Genomic DNA, 14605 nt, shown 5'->3' with positions numbered 1-14605 from the left:
CCTTTTAAAACCTTGAGTATTTTATCGTAATTTGCTTGAAAGTTGTGCATATGAATTATAGTGTCGTAACTACAATTTACTGCCTTTTAGCAGTTTGCGCAACTTTTTCTAAATGCACAACGGGTTTTAATAACATTTTTGTTTCTAAAACGTTATTTTTAGTAGACTTAACCTAGATCGCCCTTTTTTGAATTTATATATAACGACTTTATTATCCTTTGAAGAAGTACCTACTAATTCTATACTCCAAAATGTAATTGGAGTATTCTTAACTGCTACTATTGTTTCTATTTGTGTATATTATGTCCTTCGATATCTAGAATCGATTTATGTAAAATATAAGAAGAAACCATATTTTATTCATTTTTATCCTACCCTTAAAAAGTTGCCTGCCAATTTGCAAGCATTTCTCGATGAGAATGATTTTTATACTTCTTTGGGTAAAAAAAGAAAACGATATTTTTCTCATAGAACATTTAGATTTCTTGAGAAGACACATTTTGTAGGCAGAGAAGGATTAGTTGTTGACGATTTCATGCGTATGCAGGTATCGATAATGGTAATACAACTTACTTTTGGAATGCGCCATTATTTATTAGAACATCTAAATACTATCGTATTGTACCCAACATCATTTTATTCAATTCTCAATCAAACAGAAAATATAGGAGAATTTAATCCCAGATCTAAAGCACTAGCACTATCCTGGAAAGATTTTCAAAAAGGAAATATGCATCAAGATAAAGGAAAAAGCCTTGGGATTCATGAAATCACACATGCAATCCACTATAATTCGATTAAGAATAATAACATTAGTTGTGAAATTTTTTATGATACTTTTTTAGAACTTGAACAATATTTGGGTGATGAAGAAATAAGAAAAAATATTGTAGATACTAGAATATTAAGGGATTATGCATATACAGATAAGTTTGAATTTATAGCTGTTTTGGTAGAAGTTTTTATGGAATCCCCTATGGAATTAAAAGAAAAGTTTCCCGAGATTTACTACTACGTAGTGCAAATGCTAAATTTTAAGTATTTTGAGAAGTAGTTAGGTTAATGATTCTTAAGAAACGAGTATCTTTATCTAATTAAAATCGTTAACAATTTATAGTTATATCTATGGAAGAATTTAAACAAATACTGCCCGTTAGTGCACTTAGTGATGACAAAAGGGTTGCATTTTATAGAAAAACATATACTCATCTGGCTATGGCTGTTCTACTTTTTGTTATTGTAGAATGGGTATTTTTTCAAATTGAACCTATTGTAAATTTAGCATTTTCATTGACAGAAGGATGGAGATGGTTTATTATGTTAGGAGGTTTTATGCTGATCACAAATTATGCAGAAAAAATGGCACATAAGAACCATAACATTAATCAGCAGTATTTAGGCTTACTATTGTATGTGATTGCAGAAGCTTTTATTTTCATTCCGCTTATTGGTATCGCAATGATGATTGCAGAAAGTGGAGGAGCTAATATTCTTAATCAAGCTGCAATTTTAACTTTGTCTTTGTTTACGGGACTTTCTGCTATAGTTTTGATTACTAAGAAAGATTTTTCATTCTTAAAATCGATGCTAACTATTGGATTTTTTATCGCTTTAGGATTGATCGTCGCCGGATTGATATTTGGATTTAATCTTGGGCTTTGGTTTAGCGTTGGGATGGTTATACTCGCATCGGGATCTATTCTTTATCAAACTTCAAATATGGTTCATAAGTATTCTGAAGATCAATATGTAGGAGCTTCATTAGGATTATTTGCTTCACTAATGTTGTTGTTCTGGTATATCTTAAGTATTCTGTCAAGAGAATAAACATAAAAATGATACATAAAAAAAAGCCGAACATCGTTCGGCTTTTTTACGTCATGGTAATAATCTATACTGTGAAATTGATGCTATTTTTTTGTAATCGATTTAAATATTGTTTTTGCATGTATTCGGGAGTTTTCGATAAACCATACATGAGTATCCATTCCACCACATATTACTCCAGCCAAATATAAATTTTCAATATTGGTTTCCATAGTGTCTTCATTATACTGAGGATACAATTTTTGGTCATCAGAAAGTTTAATTCCAATTTTTTTAAGAAAATCAAAATTGGGTTTATATCCTGTTAACGCCAGTACATAATCATTTTCAATACTAAATTCGCCATCTAAGGTCTCTATATTGATTTTATTAGGTAATATTTCTTTTATAGTAACATTATAAAATGCTTTTATATTACCTTCTTCAATACGATTTTCTATATCTGGTTTCACCCAGTATTTTACACGTCTGCCTATTTCTGGACCTCGAACTAACATGGTGACTTCAGCACCTTTTCGATAGCATTCTAGAGCAGCATCTACTGCAGAATTACTAGCGCCAATAACTGCTAATTTTTGTTTAGCAAAAAAATGAGGATCTTTATAATAGTGTGATACTTTTGGTAAATTTTCTCCAGGTACATCTATAGTATTTGGAAGATCATAAAAACCCGTAGCAATAATGATATAAAGTGCTGTGTATTCTTCTTTATCTGTTTTTACATAAAATGTGTCTTGCTTTTTGGATACAGAACTTACTTTCTCGAATAAATTAATATTTAGATCATTAGAAGTCACAATTCTACGATAGTATTCTAGTGCTTCATTGCGTTTTGGTTTTGCTTCGTTACTAATAAAAGGAATATTATCGATCTCAAGTTTTTCTGAAGAAGAAAAAAATTGCATGTTAATCGGATAATTATATAATGAATTGGTGATAGTGCCTTTTTCGATAATACAATAGTCAAGTCCTTTTTTCTTAGCCTCAAGACCACAGGCAATGCCAATGGGACCACCACCAACAATTATTACATCTATATGTTTCATTAGAAAAGGAGTATTGAAAAGATTTATTGCTCTTGTAAAACTAATAAATTTTGTGCGTTCTAATGCAAAAAAAGGTAAGCTTCTACAGTGAAACTTACCTTTTTATAATTAGTAACTAACTACTTATTTAATTACTACTTTTTTTACGATGTTTTTTTGAGCTACACTTATATTTAAAAAATAGTTTCCACTGGATAGAGAAGTTGTGTTTAGAATGATATCTTCCTGGGTTCTAAAGCTGTTTTTAGAAATAAGCAATCCATTATTATCTAGAATCTTGACTATTATCGGAGATTTGCTTTCTAAGGTATTGATTTTAATTTTTATTCTTTTTTTAGAAGGGTTGGGATATACAATTACATTGAGTTTTTTTGCATTTATTTCTTTAATGGGAGGGCTAATTGGTTTTTTTTTACCTTCTTCTAGAGTGTAAAATTTATTCACTCTTAAGTTTTCGAAAGTATCGACATTGCCCGAAGGCCAATAGATAGCTAGTTTATCAATTTTGGTAGCTTTACCTAACCCAAAATGAGCTCGTAAGCTATTATGGCCCATAAAAGTATTAGATGCCGAAATTTCTCTTTTCTGAGTCACTATTTTACCCCTTATTTTTGTGGTTAGTTCTAGCCTTGCTCCTAATCCTGCTTTGTTCGAAGGATTACCTATAAGTTTAATATTAACATAATGATTTTTAAGAGTTAAATCGTTTCTAAAAAGCCCTTTTATACCCTGACCAACAACAAAAAAATCCAAATCACCATCATTATCATAATCTCCTACCGTGATTCCTGTTGAATTTCCAGAAGTTGTAGTATTGATAAGGTTGACACTACTCTCTGCAAATGTTCCATCACCATTATTAATAAAGTACCCACTCCCGGTTTCACTTGAAGCGGTAACAATGACATCCAGGTCACCATCATTATCAAAATCTCCCCAGGTATTGGATAAGTTTTGATGATTAGAAGCTGTAAATGGGGTTTCTGTACTTATGTAATTGCCCGAATCATTTTTATAAAATTTGTTTTTTACACCAGAATAATTGGTAAGACAAATATCAAGATCTCCATCATTATCAACATCAATAGCATTATAGCATTGGCCATCCTGTGGATCTTCTGCGAATGAGAGTGATGTACTGGTTAATTTTTCAAATCCTTCGTTTCCTGTCTCTACTTGTAAGTTTTTATATAAAAAATCAGGCTTGGCTCCAGTAGGACCAGCTGCTGGACCACTGGCGATAAATAAATCGGTATCTCCATCTTGATCATAGTCGGTCCAATTCGATACTGTATAAGCCGCTTTTTCTGTTAAAAATTCATACGGTTCTGTTACTTCAGTAAAGCTACCATCACTATTTCCTCTGTATAAACGATTAGGAAATCGATTTGATCCCAGGAATAAATCTGCAAATGTGAGAATGAAATCAACATAACTATCATTATTATAATCACACCATTGTACACTCCATGTTGCAGAGTTAATAGTATTAAGAACAGAATTTACCTCAGAAAATTGACCTTTTCCATCATTAGCATAAATTCTGGTTTGTAGTGTAGATGGAAGGGTGAACCTTGAATAAATCAGATCTAAATCTCCATCATTTTCATAGTCTGCCCAACTAGCGCTGTTTAGAGATGTTGCATTAGGAATGTTTGCACTACTTTCTGTAACTTCAAAGTTTCCGTTTCCTAGATTTTTAAAAATACTTCCGGCGTAGAATAAATCAATATTACCGTCATTATTGATATCTGTCCATGCAGTTCCAAAGTATATACCTGCAATGGCTGGCTCAGAAATTATTGGGTTAATACTATCAGTTATTAATGTGAATTTCTGTGCAGAAATAATACCGGTAAGGCTACAAAAAAAAAGTAAAAATAAAGTTCTCATAAGCTCGAAGATTTTAAGAGTTATAAGAATAAAGTTCAATAAAGAAGTGCTGAAACTGGTTTAGAATTATAATTTCTTACCTTTTTAGTTATTTTGAACTTCAAGATTTTTTCTTTTATACTCTGAAGGGGTGCAATTAAATTTATTCTTAAAAGCGGTATTAAATGTAGCTTTATTGTTAAATCCAACATCATAATAAATAGTCTTGATACTTGCCTCAGAATTTTCCAGAAGTAATTTTTTAGCTTCTTCTAATCTATACTCATTGATAAATTGATTAAAGTTTTTTCTGGATTTTTCATTAATGAGTTTTGAAAGAACATGACTAGAAAAACCAATCTCATCTGCTAATTGAACTAATCGTAAATCATTATTCAGGTATGGTTTATTTGCTTTGATATACGATAACAATTGAGTGTAGAATTCATTTTTTGTAGTTTCGGTAAGTTCGGTATTTTGCTCTTCTGTTAGGAATAATTTTGATAGTAATTCTCCATTAAAAATAGAAGGCTCTTTGTATACCATATATCCGATGCTATATATGGCAATAGTCATAGAAAAAGAAATCGCATAATCCCAATGAATATTAAAGAACGAAAATTTTACTAAAACATAGTAACTAACATAGGCTATAATAAAGATCAGAAATAAATGAATAAGAAAAGTAGACCATTTTTTTCTGATGATTTCATATTGATGTTTTTGATCATTCTTTTGAAATGTAATAAAATCTTTTATGATGATGAGGTAAATTGATAATGACAGTGCTGCTAACCATGGAGATCGAAGTGATCTAAAAAGATAAAGAGAAAAGCTGCCTTTATAATTTTCAAAATTTTGGAAACCACTTGAAATAATAAGATAATATGCATTAATGATAAAAGATAAAACTGAAGGAACAAAATGATACCATTTTATCTTAAATGATTTTTGATAAAATTTTGTGATATATGCGTACAATAATGGACCAAATGCAAGATACCAACTAGAATCAAAAAAATATAAATATGAGTAGACAGAGGAATAATTTGTCCAGAAAAAGACATATTGTAATAGAATAAATGAAAACCCCATAATTAATAAAATTATGGGGAGGTTATTGATTCGTCCAGTTTTATGAATACTAAGAATAATACTTAAAAAGAATCCCATTGCACTTACGATTAGGAAAACTGATGTCCATGTATCAAAAGATGGGATAGGATTCTGCTCCATTGTTGTGATCTAGATATTGGTAATCTCCTTCAATTCTCTGATGGTTTGAGTTGGATTTTCACTTTTAAAAACAAAACTACCAGCAACCAAGACATCTGCTCCTGCTTCTACTAATTGTTTGGCATTTTTACTGGTAACACCTCCATCAATTTCAATTAAAGTGTTGGCATTGTTTTTAACAATAATTTCTCGTAATTGTTTAACTTTCTTATACGTGTTTTCTATAAAGGATTGTCCACCAAATCCAGGGTTTACGCTCATAATACATACCAAATCAATGTCATTTATAACATCTTCCAATAAATTTACATTGGTATGAGGGTTTATAGCTACACCTGCTTTCATTCCTTCGGCTTTAATAGCTTGTAATGTTCTGTGTAAATGGGTACAAGCTTCATAATGTACAGTAAGAATATTACTTCCAAGATCAGCAAATGTCTTGATGTACCTATCAGGATCTACAATCATTAAATGTACATCGATAGTTTTGTTAGCATGTTTTACGATATCTCTTAAAACGGGCATCCCAAAAGAAATATTAGGAACAAAGACACCATCCATGATATCTATATGAAACCAGTCGGCCTCACTATTGTTAATCATTTCTACATCGCGCTGTAAGTTCGCGAAATCTGCAGCTAATACCGATGGGGCAATTCTTTTTGAAGACATAAAGTTGTGTTGTTTGCGGCAAAAATACTACTTAAGTTTTAAATAATATACTAACCGAGCTTCATAAATTTTTGAGTCAGATAAGAGATACTTTTATAATGTTCTGGGTTATTTATTTTTTCTTTTTGTAAAAATAGTTGTAATTCTTCTTGGCTAGAACCATTTGATATTACTGTAAAAGAAGAGTGGTATTCTGTAAAAGAAGTCTTCTTTATTTCTTTATATAACATTTTAATGATATTGTAATGCCTGGAGTCTTTTTTAATTCTTTCGAACATCATTTTAACGAGTTCTTCTTTACCTTCCAGAATTTGAAAAAAATTCCCTTCAGAATAAATAAGAATACCCGTGATATTTATAGCGTTGTTATGAGAGCTAACATAATCCATAAGTTCGGAGATATCAGAATTTGATATATCAGGATTAACCGTACTAACATAACTAATAATATATCTCATAAATAAAATAATAAGGGAGATGTTACTTAAAGATACAATTTTTGAGATAACTTAATTGAGAAATTAATTTTTAAAGTTATCAGAAGTACTTCTTAAAGCTTAAATAATTTAGTAATCTTTGAGATATATGAATTACAGCTAACGTTTTTAGTTAAACAGAGTATCGGTTATCATAATTTTCCTTCTTTGATTTGCTTATCTGCATAATCAACTGCTCTAGCGGTTAATGCCAGATAAGTAATACTTGGATTCTGGGTTCCCGAACTTGTCATACAAGCTCCATCTGTAACAAATACATTAGATACCTCATGCATTTGATTCCATTTATTTAATACACTTGTCTTAGGATCATTTCCCATACGGGCGGTTCCCATTTCATGGATACAAGCACCAGGAGCGGTCTCACTATTGTAGGAACTAATATTTTCGCATCCAGCTGCTTCGAGCATTTCAATAGCGCATTTTACAGCATCTTTTCGCATTTCCAATTCATTCTCTCTTAATTCGGCATCAAAAGTTATGGTTGGCATACCATATTTGTCTTTTTTTTCAAAATTAAGAAACATCTTGTTTTCATGATTTGGTAATATTTCCCCAAAAGCTGTCATATTTAACCAATATGGACCAGGCTTGAGAATTGCATCTTTTAATTCTTCTCCATAAGCATCCTCGGGATTATTTGTAACACGGGATATTCCGCCTTGATAACCAAAACCTCTTAAATAGGTCTCTTTCTTTGTTTTTTCATTTATATTCGTAAATCTTGGAATGTAAAACCCAACGGGTTTTCTTCCTTTATAGTACTTGTCTTCGAATCCAGATATTTTTCCACGAACTCCCATGCCGTAATGATGATCCATTAAATTATGACCTAATTCTCCGCTTCCATTACCTAATCCATTTGGGAAGGTTTCGGATCTACTATTTAATAAAATTGCTGTTGTGCCTATGGTACTAGCGTTACAAAATATAATACGTGAAAAAAAGATAATTTCTTCCTTGGTTTCGGCATCTATAATTTTTACACCAGATGCCTTTTTTGAAATTTTATCATATACTATTTCAGATACAATACTATTTGATCTGATGGTTAAATTACCTGTCTCTTCTGCTACTGGTAAAGTTGCTGAAACACTACTAAAATAAGCACCAAAAGGACAACCTCTCCAACACCTGTTTCTATTTTGGCATTGACTACGGTATCCTTTATGTACTTCAGGTTTATATTCTGAAAGATTTGCAACTCTTCCCGGAGTAACCACTCTTTCTGGATATGCTTTTGAAACTTCTTCTCTGAAATATTGTTCAGCGCAATTTAAGGGGAAAGGTTTTAAAAATTTTCCATCAGGAATTTGGGCTAAGCCTTCTGCTTGTCCGCTTACACCAACAAAAGTTTCGACTTTATCATACCAGGGAGCAATGTCTTTATAACGAATTGGCCAATCAACTCCTATTCCTTCCTTTTTGTTTGCTTCAAAATCCAAATCACTCCAGCGATAACAATGTCTACCCCACATAATCGAACGACCGCCAACGTGATGTCCACGTATCCAATCAAATCTTTTTACCTCGTCATAGGAATAATCACTGTCTTTATTGATCCAATGTTTATTATCTTGATTTACCCACCAACCCAGCCTTTTTTGTTGAAAATAATCTTTTTCTTTTTCTTCATGTGAAACCACATTTTGACTAGGTAATTCCCAGATGTCTTTGTTAGCGGTTGGATACTCTCCATGGGTTACCATTCTACCTCTTTCTAATACAAGGGTTTTATATCCTTTAGAACAAAGTTCCATCGCAGCATAACCGCCACTAATACCTGAACCTATTACAATTGCGTCATAGGTGTTTTTTTCTGAATTGTTTATACTCATAATGCCCAAGCTTTTCCACCAATCGATTCTAAAGAAATACAGGCTTCGTACTCTCCAGGGATAGGTAAATAATTTAAATAATTAGTTGCGATTTCTTTTGTTGACAGATAATATGTAACTGCTTGTTGCTTTATATCCAGTAATGCTGTTTTTGCTAGTTTATTTTGATTATTATCAGACTCTAATAAAAGTTTAACCTTGTCTAATTGCGCTTCGTAGCCCATAAATTCGGTTAAAGCTGTGAATCGATCTGTAAATCTTTTTTGCTGCGCCGGATTATAGATAGTCCCGATCATAGTATCCATGATTTGGTGTACACCAACATCAGTTGCTGATGGGCTATCTGATTTAGGAAGAAGTATACCTAGCAAATTCTGAACGAAAGAAAACTCCTTTTTATTAAAAAAATAAAGCTTATAATCCGAATCTTTTACATGCTCTATTTTTTTGCAAGCAGTTAATAATGAGCTTGATAAAGGTATTGAAATAACACCACCTGTTGCCAGAGTTATTAATTTAATAAGTTCTCTCCTTTCCATTTATTAAATTTTTATTTTTTGCAAATATCCGTATGCAATTAAATATATGGCATTTAAGGCAGACCGCAATTGATTATTTTTCGGATTTACGAAAAGTCAAATCTTTTTTTTCGCTTTTTGTTTTTAAAGCTGAATGAAAAGATTTGACAACCAGCAAACACGTTGTTTTTGATTAATCACGCTATCTCGTTATAGAACTATGTTGTAGAGGTCAAATAGGAGTTATGGATGTTTTTAGCTACTGTTATCTTCTTTATTTTAATCTAAATCTAACATTGTCTAGTAAACTCCTCGAATATGGCTATGAATATTTTTTTTATAAAACTCTTCTAAATCAGTTATTAGTTTTTCTGATAGAGGTGGTAAATTACTAGTTTTTGAATTTCCTTGAATTTGTGCAGGAGAGCTTGCCCCAGGAATAATGGTCGATACTTCTTTGTGATCCAATATCCATCTAAGAGCCATTTCTACCATTGTCATATTTTGAGGACATAACATTTTCAATTCATCCAACAATTTTAACCCTTTGTCAAACGGAAGTCCTGCAAAAGTTTCTCCCACATTAAAAGCTTCTCCATCGCGATTAAAGTTTCGGTGATCATTTTTTGAAAATTGCGTTTTTTCAGAGAATTTCCCTGTGAGTAGACCACTTGCCAAAGGTAAGCGAACGATAATCCCCACACCTTTTGTATATGCTTGAGGTAATAATTCTTGGGTTAATTTTTGTCTAAAAATATTATAAATAACCTGAAGTGATTGAAGTCCTTCTTGTTCAAGACATAATAAACCCTGTGTTACGCTTTCTACACTGGCTCCAAAATGAGTGATTTTTCCTTCTTTTTTTAAGGTTCTTAACCAATTAAAAATTTCACCTTTTTTTAATACTTCTGTTGGTATACAATGTAACTGCAATAAATCAATGCAATCTATATTTAAGCGTTTTCTTGAAGCATCCACACTATTTCTTAAAGCCTGCTCGGTATAATTATCAGGGAATATATTTGAGCTACGCCCAAATTTTGTTGCAATTTTAATCTTAGCATGAGTGTTATTTAAAAACTCACCGATTAATTCTTCACTTCTTCCATTACCATATACATCTGCAGTGTCAAAAAATGTAACTCCATTATTAACAGCTTCGTTAAGAATTTCGAAAGTTTTTTCCTTGTTGATTTCATTCCCCCAATCTCCCCCAATCTGCCAACAACCTAAACCAACCTCGCTTATTTCAAATCCATTCTTTCCTAAGTTTCTTTTTTTCATTTTTTGATTAGATCTACATTAAAATTAGTTCGTACAAGTTATAAATTTATCTTCCAATAGCACATTACTAATTTTAAATATAATTGTTTTAAAAACCATATAAATGAAAAACCTCCGGTAATCAGCCGGAGGTCATTCATCAATCAAAAAACGAACAGTTATGTTATAAAACTGTTTGTAACCGCAATTTAGGAATTTATCCTAAATAAGTCTTCAATATTTTACTTCTAGATGTATGTTTTAATCTACGAATTGCTTTTTCTTTAATTTGACGTACACGTTCACGTGTTAAATCAAATGTTTCTCCAATTTCTTCTAAAGTCATTGGATGTTGATCTCCAAGACCAAAATATAAACGAATAACATCAGCTTCTCTTGGTGTAAGGGTTTCTAAAGCACGTTCTATTTCTGTACGTAAAGATTCATGTAATAATGTTCTGTCAGGATTTGGAGATTCTCCAGAGTTTAAAACATCATAAAGGTTAGAATCTTCTCCTTCAACAAGAGGTGCATCCATACTGACGTGACGTCCAGAGTTTTTCATAGACTCTTTCACATCATTAATAGTCATATCAAGTTCTTTGGCAATTTCTTCGGCACTTGGTGGGCGCTCATGAGATTGCTCTAAGAAAGCATATGTTTTATTAATTTTATTTATAGAACCAATTTTATTTAATGGTAAACGTACAATACGAGATTGTTCTGCTAGTGCCTGTAGAATCGATTGACGAATCCACCATACAGCATATGAAATGAATTTAAAACCTCTTGTTTCATCAAAACGTTTTGCTGCTTTTATTAATCCGAGGTTACCTTCATTAATTAAATCAGGAAGTGTAAGTCCTTGGTTTTGATATTGTTTTGCAACAGATACCACGAATCTAAGGTTTGCTTTCGTTAGTTTTTCAAGGGCTCTCTCGTCACCAGCTTTTATTCGTTGAGCTAATTCCACCTCTTCATCTGCAGTAATAAGATCGACTTTTCCTATTTCTTGCAAATACTTATCTAGCGATGCAGTCTCACGATTCGTTACCTGCTTCGTAATTTTAAGTTGTCTCATCTATGTTCTCCTTGAAGTTTAATTTTGTGAATTTTTAGGGCCTTTTATTAATAATACGTATAATGTTATAAAAATGTTACAAAAAGGTTGATTTTATTTTATGATTTATCAATTTATAACAAAATATTAGTCGCTTTTTCAATGAAAAGATTACAGAATTTTTTCTTGTTTTTTTAAGAGTTAATATTCTTTCTTACATTGTGAAAAAGGATTTAACGTTTTTAAAGTCAGTAAATTATGTTTTGTGAGGTAATACATGAAGGCAAATTCAAATAGAATTACTATGAAAGCAATAGTTATTTTTAATAATAAAAATTTTCTTGAGAAAAAAAATATTAATTTATTTGAGTTAAGCCTAAATATATATACTTTTTACAAGTTCCTTATTTAAGTATAGAAGGAAGATAGGTTTACCTAAAAAAGTAATCAAAATAAAAACAATTTGAAAAAATATTTATTTCAAAACTCATAAGAAAATCCAGTTTGGATAGTAAAATGTAATGGACTATAACTATTAGAATTTTCACTGGCATTTTTTAATTGATAGTTGATAAGGGGCTCTACATTAAACATAATTTTTTTTGAAAGCTCATATCTGAAATTTGCCCCCATGTGAATGCTAAAATTGGTCTTAAGCAGATTTTCATTACTCCCTACCTTAAAATCATTTGATGCAGTGTTAATTGTAATATTATTTTTGTCAAAAAACAGAAAACTTAGCCCTCCAATTAGGGATGTATTTATTTTTTTGTCTATGATACTATATTGTATTCCTATAGAAAGTTCATGCAGTTTTGTTTTTTGGGTCAAATCTACATCTTCAGAATTTTGAATAGTATCATTACTAGAAAAGAATATTCCAGCATCACGTAATGCAGCAGATAATTGAGTTGCAGGAACGTTTTTTATAGTATTGCTTAACTTTAATCTATTATATCCAATTCTTAAAGCAGTTTTTTCATTAAAATATGTCTTAAAAACAATGCCGTAATTAAGGCTTATTTTACCATTGTTTTTGTTTTCTGATAAGCGATCACTTATTAAAGATCCACTTAAAGGAATTAAGTATGTTGGAGCAACATGTAATGCCAGACTAAACTTCTGAAATGGTTTTTTCTTTAAAGGATTCATGTATATTAAGGTATCCTTTGGCTTACGCATAGTGATTAAAGTTTCTTTTTTATGAATTGAATCATTTTCCAAAGACCTTTCTTCATTTTCAGTAAAGTTCTTATCTCTAGTATGAATTGATGATTTTTTTGAATTTGATATTTCTGCACCTAATTTTTCTGATTTTATTTGATATTTAGGGTACTCTTTGTTTTTATCTATACTAGGATTAGTATATGAATTCTCTTTTTTTCCTAATGAAAGATTGTTTTTTTGTGTAGTATTTGATGAATTGCTTTTATCTCTAAATGTAGAACGAACTGTAGTAGTAGTTTTAAATTTAGAATTTGAATTGCTCGTATTTGTTGATGAATTGCGTTTGTAGTTGGATGTATTATATGGTAGAGATAGTATATTTAATATTGCATTATCAGTATTTACTTCTGATGCTTTTAAAGCAGATACAATAGATTTGTTTTCAATATTGTTTACAATAATTTGATTATTTTGTTGCGTATCGATTTCTTCACAGTTGTCTATAGTGCTATGATTTTGCTGAATCGAATTATTTGATAAAATGGAAGTGTTGCTATCAGGGTAAGTATCTGATGTAGATAAAATTAACAAAAGGAGCAATAAAGATATACCAACACCTTTTGCCCAGTATGAAAGGGCATTTTCTCTTTTTTTAGGTAACTTAGGTTCTATATCTTCCCACGTCAATGTACTGCGGGCTTGATCAAAACCTTTAAGTTTTTCTTTAAAAGCTTTTCCTATATCTTTTGGGTCAGCCATTACTTATTGCAATTTTTTTTAAACAATTATTACTCGATAGTATTTTGGTCTTTAGTATAACTTTGGCCCTGTGTAAATTAGATTTAGAAGTTCCTTCAGAAATATGTAGCATATTGGCTATTTCTTTATGAGAATAATTATCAAGTTCATATAGATTAAAAATCAATCTATATCTATCAGGTAGTTCTTGTATAAATGCTAATAATTCATCTAACGGAAAATTTAATGTTTCAGGATCAACTCTGGTATCAGCAATTTTTTCTTCATCGATGCTTATATCTAACAAAGGTGCTTTTTTATATTTGTCAATGGCTTTATTGATGGTTATTCTTTTCATCCAACCTTCAAAAGATCCCTTGAAATTATATTGATTTATTTTTTTAAAAATGGTGATAAATGAATCCTGTAAATTATCTTCTGCTTCACTATAATTTTTACAATACTTTAGACTCAGGGCAAAAAGTATATCCTTATATAGATGAAACAATTCACTCTGCGCTTTGCGGTTATTTCTTTGGCACTTCTTAATTAATTTTCTTGTGTCCAATTGGTTTTAAGCTTTATAAAGACCATTATCTGTATTTGAACTCTATATGATTCATAAAAAGCGTTTAAATTTTTAATGCTAAGCATGTGGTATTTAAAAATAATACATTAATCATCATGTTCATTCTTTTAGACTGTATTGTTTTAAAAGGTTGCGTTAATTATTAGTTTTTTTATTTATAACCCGTTGTGCATTTAGTTAATATTAATTTTTAGGTTGTTTATATTTCTGTTGAATTCAAACCTATTGATATATTGAATAATGGTCATTGCTGTGATCTTTGATAAGATTCTATTTTTAAAT

13 protein-coding genes and 1 pseudogene are annotated in these 14605 nt (G+C 30.9%); 2 read left to right on the top strand and 12 right to left on the bottom strand.

Annotated features, from left to right (window positions below; all coding sequences use genetic code 11):
- The first annotated feature begins 187 nt into the window (after positions 1-187).
- Both FOF46_RS28965 and FOF46_RS28960 read left to right on the top strand, forming a co-directional pair.
- A complete protein-coding gene (locus tag FOF46_RS28965) occupies positions 188-1054 on the top strand; it encodes a zinc-dependent peptidase (RefSeq protein WP_167571991.1) in 867 nt (288 codons plus the stop codon).
- A gap of 71 nt (positions 1055-1125) precedes the next feature.
- The gene (locus FOF46_RS28960) at positions 1126-1827 is read left to right on the top strand and encodes a Bax inhibitor-1/YccA family protein (protein WP_143918941.1); all 702 of its coding nucleotides are present in this window, start codon (positions 1126-1128) and stop codon (positions 1825-1827) included.
- Positions 1828-1910: 83 nt separating this feature from the next.
- Here FOF46_RS28960 and FOF46_RS28955 read toward each other — a convergent pair whose 3' ends face one another.
- The 12 genes and pseudogenes from FOF46_RS28955 to FOF46_RS32820 all read right to left on the bottom strand — a co-directional run.
- Positions 1911-2873: a YpdA family putative bacillithiol disulfide reductase gene (locus FOF46_RS28955; RefSeq protein ID WP_143918940.1), complete on the bottom strand. Its 963-nt coding sequence runs from the start codon at positions 2871-2873 to the stop codon at positions 1911-1913.
- 123 nt (positions 2874-2996) lie between these two features.
- Positions 2997-4766 (bottom strand): T9SS type A sorting domain-containing protein, encoded by a 1770-nt coding sequence (locus FOF46_RS28950; protein WP_143918939.1) that lies wholly within the window; start codon positions 4764-4766, stop codon positions 2997-2999.
- Positions 4767-4850: 84 nt separating this feature from the next.
- The gene (locus FOF46_RS28945) at positions 4851-5981 is read right to left on the bottom strand and encodes an AraC family transcriptional regulator (protein WP_143918938.1); all 1131 of its coding nucleotides are present in this window, start codon (positions 5979-5981) and stop codon (positions 4851-4853) included.
- A gap of 9 nt (positions 5982-5990) precedes the next feature.
- On the bottom strand, positions 5991-6653 hold the full coding sequence (gene rpe / locus FOF46_RS28940; RefSeq protein ID WP_109438735.1) for a ribulose-phosphate 3-epimerase: 663 nt from the start codon (positions 6651-6653) through the stop codon (positions 5991-5993).
- A gap of 50 nt (positions 6654-6703) precedes the next feature.
- Positions 6704-7111: a BLUF domain-containing protein gene (locus tag FOF46_RS28935; protein WP_143918937.1), complete on the bottom strand. Its 408-nt coding sequence runs from the start codon at positions 7109-7111 to the stop codon at positions 6704-6706.
- Positions 7112-7281: 170 nt separating this feature from the next.
- Complete coding sequence (locus tag FOF46_RS28930; protein ID WP_109438733.1) at positions 7282-8988, bottom strand: GMC oxidoreductase; 1707 nt, start codon at positions 8986-8988, stop codon at positions 7282-7284.
- Positions 8985-9527, bottom strand: coding sequence for a gluconate 2-dehydrogenase subunit 3 family protein (locus FOF46_RS28925; RefSeq protein ID WP_143918936.1), 543 nt, complete (start codon positions 9525-9527; stop codon positions 8985-8987). Before FOF46_RS28925 ends, FOF46_RS28930 begins: the two co-directional genes overlap by 4 nt.
- A 279-nt stretch (positions 9528-9806) precedes the next feature.
- Positions 9807-10790, bottom strand: a complete 984-nt coding sequence (locus FOF46_RS28920) for an aldo/keto reductase (protein ID WP_109438731.1) — start codon at positions 10788-10790, stop codon at positions 9807-9809.
- 196 nt (positions 10791-10986) lie between these two features.
- A complete protein-coding gene (locus FOF46_RS28915) occupies positions 10987-11850 on the bottom strand; it encodes a sigma-70 family RNA polymerase sigma factor (RefSeq protein WP_024772554.1) in 864 nt (287 codons plus the stop codon).
- Between the two features lie 459 nt (positions 11851-12309).
- Positions 12310-13755 (bottom strand): hypothetical protein, encoded by a 1446-nt coding sequence (locus FOF46_RS28910; protein WP_143918935.1) that lies wholly within the window; start codon positions 13753-13755, stop codon positions 12310-12312.
- Positions 13748-14302, bottom strand: coding sequence for an RNA polymerase sigma factor (locus FOF46_RS28905; protein WP_109438729.1), 555 nt, complete (start codon positions 14300-14302; stop codon positions 13748-13750). The genes FOF46_RS28910 and FOF46_RS28905 overlap by 8 nt, the downstream gene beginning before the upstream one ends.
- A 194-nt stretch (positions 14303-14496) precedes the next feature.
- Positions 14497-14605, bottom strand: a pseudogene (locus FOF46_RS32820) (IS982 family transposase); the annotation flags it as partial.

It is taken from the genome of Aquimarina algiphila, from assembly GCF_007489275.1.
Taxonomy (GTDB): Bacteria; Bacteroidota; Bacteroidia; order Flavobacteriales; family Flavobacteriaceae; genus Aquimarina; species Aquimarina algiphila.
The sequence above is the reverse complement of the archived record's forward strand: the minus strand, read 5'-3'. Positions and strand labels throughout refer to the sequence as shown.

Excerpts from the sequence above, each read along its gene's own strand:
- FOF46_RS28960 (WP_143918941.1), top strand. The coding sequence starts at position 1,126 with ATGGAAGAATTTAAACAAATACTGCCCGTTAGTGCACTTAGTGATGAC.
- FOF46_RS28955 (WP_143918940.1), bottom strand. The coding sequence starts at position 2,873 with ATGAAACATATAGATGTAATAATTGTTGGTGGTGGTCCCATTGGCATT.
- FOF46_RS28950 (WP_143918939.1), bottom strand. The coding sequence starts at position 4,766 with ATGAGAACTTTATTTTTACTTTTTTTTTGTAGCCTTACCGGTATTATT.
- FOF46_RS28945 (WP_143918938.1), bottom strand. The coding sequence starts at position 5,981 with ATGGAGCAGAATCCTATCCCATCTTTTGATACATGGACATCAGTTTTC.
- rpe (WP_109438735.1), bottom strand. The coding sequence starts at position 6,653 with ATGTCTTCAAAAAGAATTGCCCCATCGGTATTAGCTGCAGATTTCGCG.
- FOF46_RS28935 (WP_143918937.1), bottom strand. The coding sequence starts at position 7,111 with ATGAGATATATTATTAGTTATGTTAGTACGGTTAATCCTGATATATCA.
- FOF46_RS28930 (WP_109438733.1), bottom strand. The coding sequence starts at position 8,988 with ATGAGTATAAACAATTCAGAAAAAAACACCTATGACGCAATTGTAATA.
- FOF46_RS28925 (WP_143918936.1), bottom strand. The coding sequence starts at position 9,527 with ATGGAAAGGAGAGAACTTATTAAATTAATAACTCTGGCAACAGGTGGT.
- FOF46_RS28920 (WP_109438731.1), bottom strand. The coding sequence starts at position 10,790 with ATGAAAAAAAGAAACTTAGGAAAGAATGGATTTGAAATAAGCGAGGTT.
- FOF46_RS28915 (WP_024772554.1), bottom strand. The coding sequence starts at position 11,850 with ATGAGACAACTTAAAATTACGAAGCAGGTAACGAATCGTGAGACTGCA.
- FOF46_RS28910 (WP_143918935.1), bottom strand. The coding sequence starts at position 13,755 with ATGGCTGACCCAAAAGATATAGGAAAAGCTTTTAAAGAAAAACTTAAA.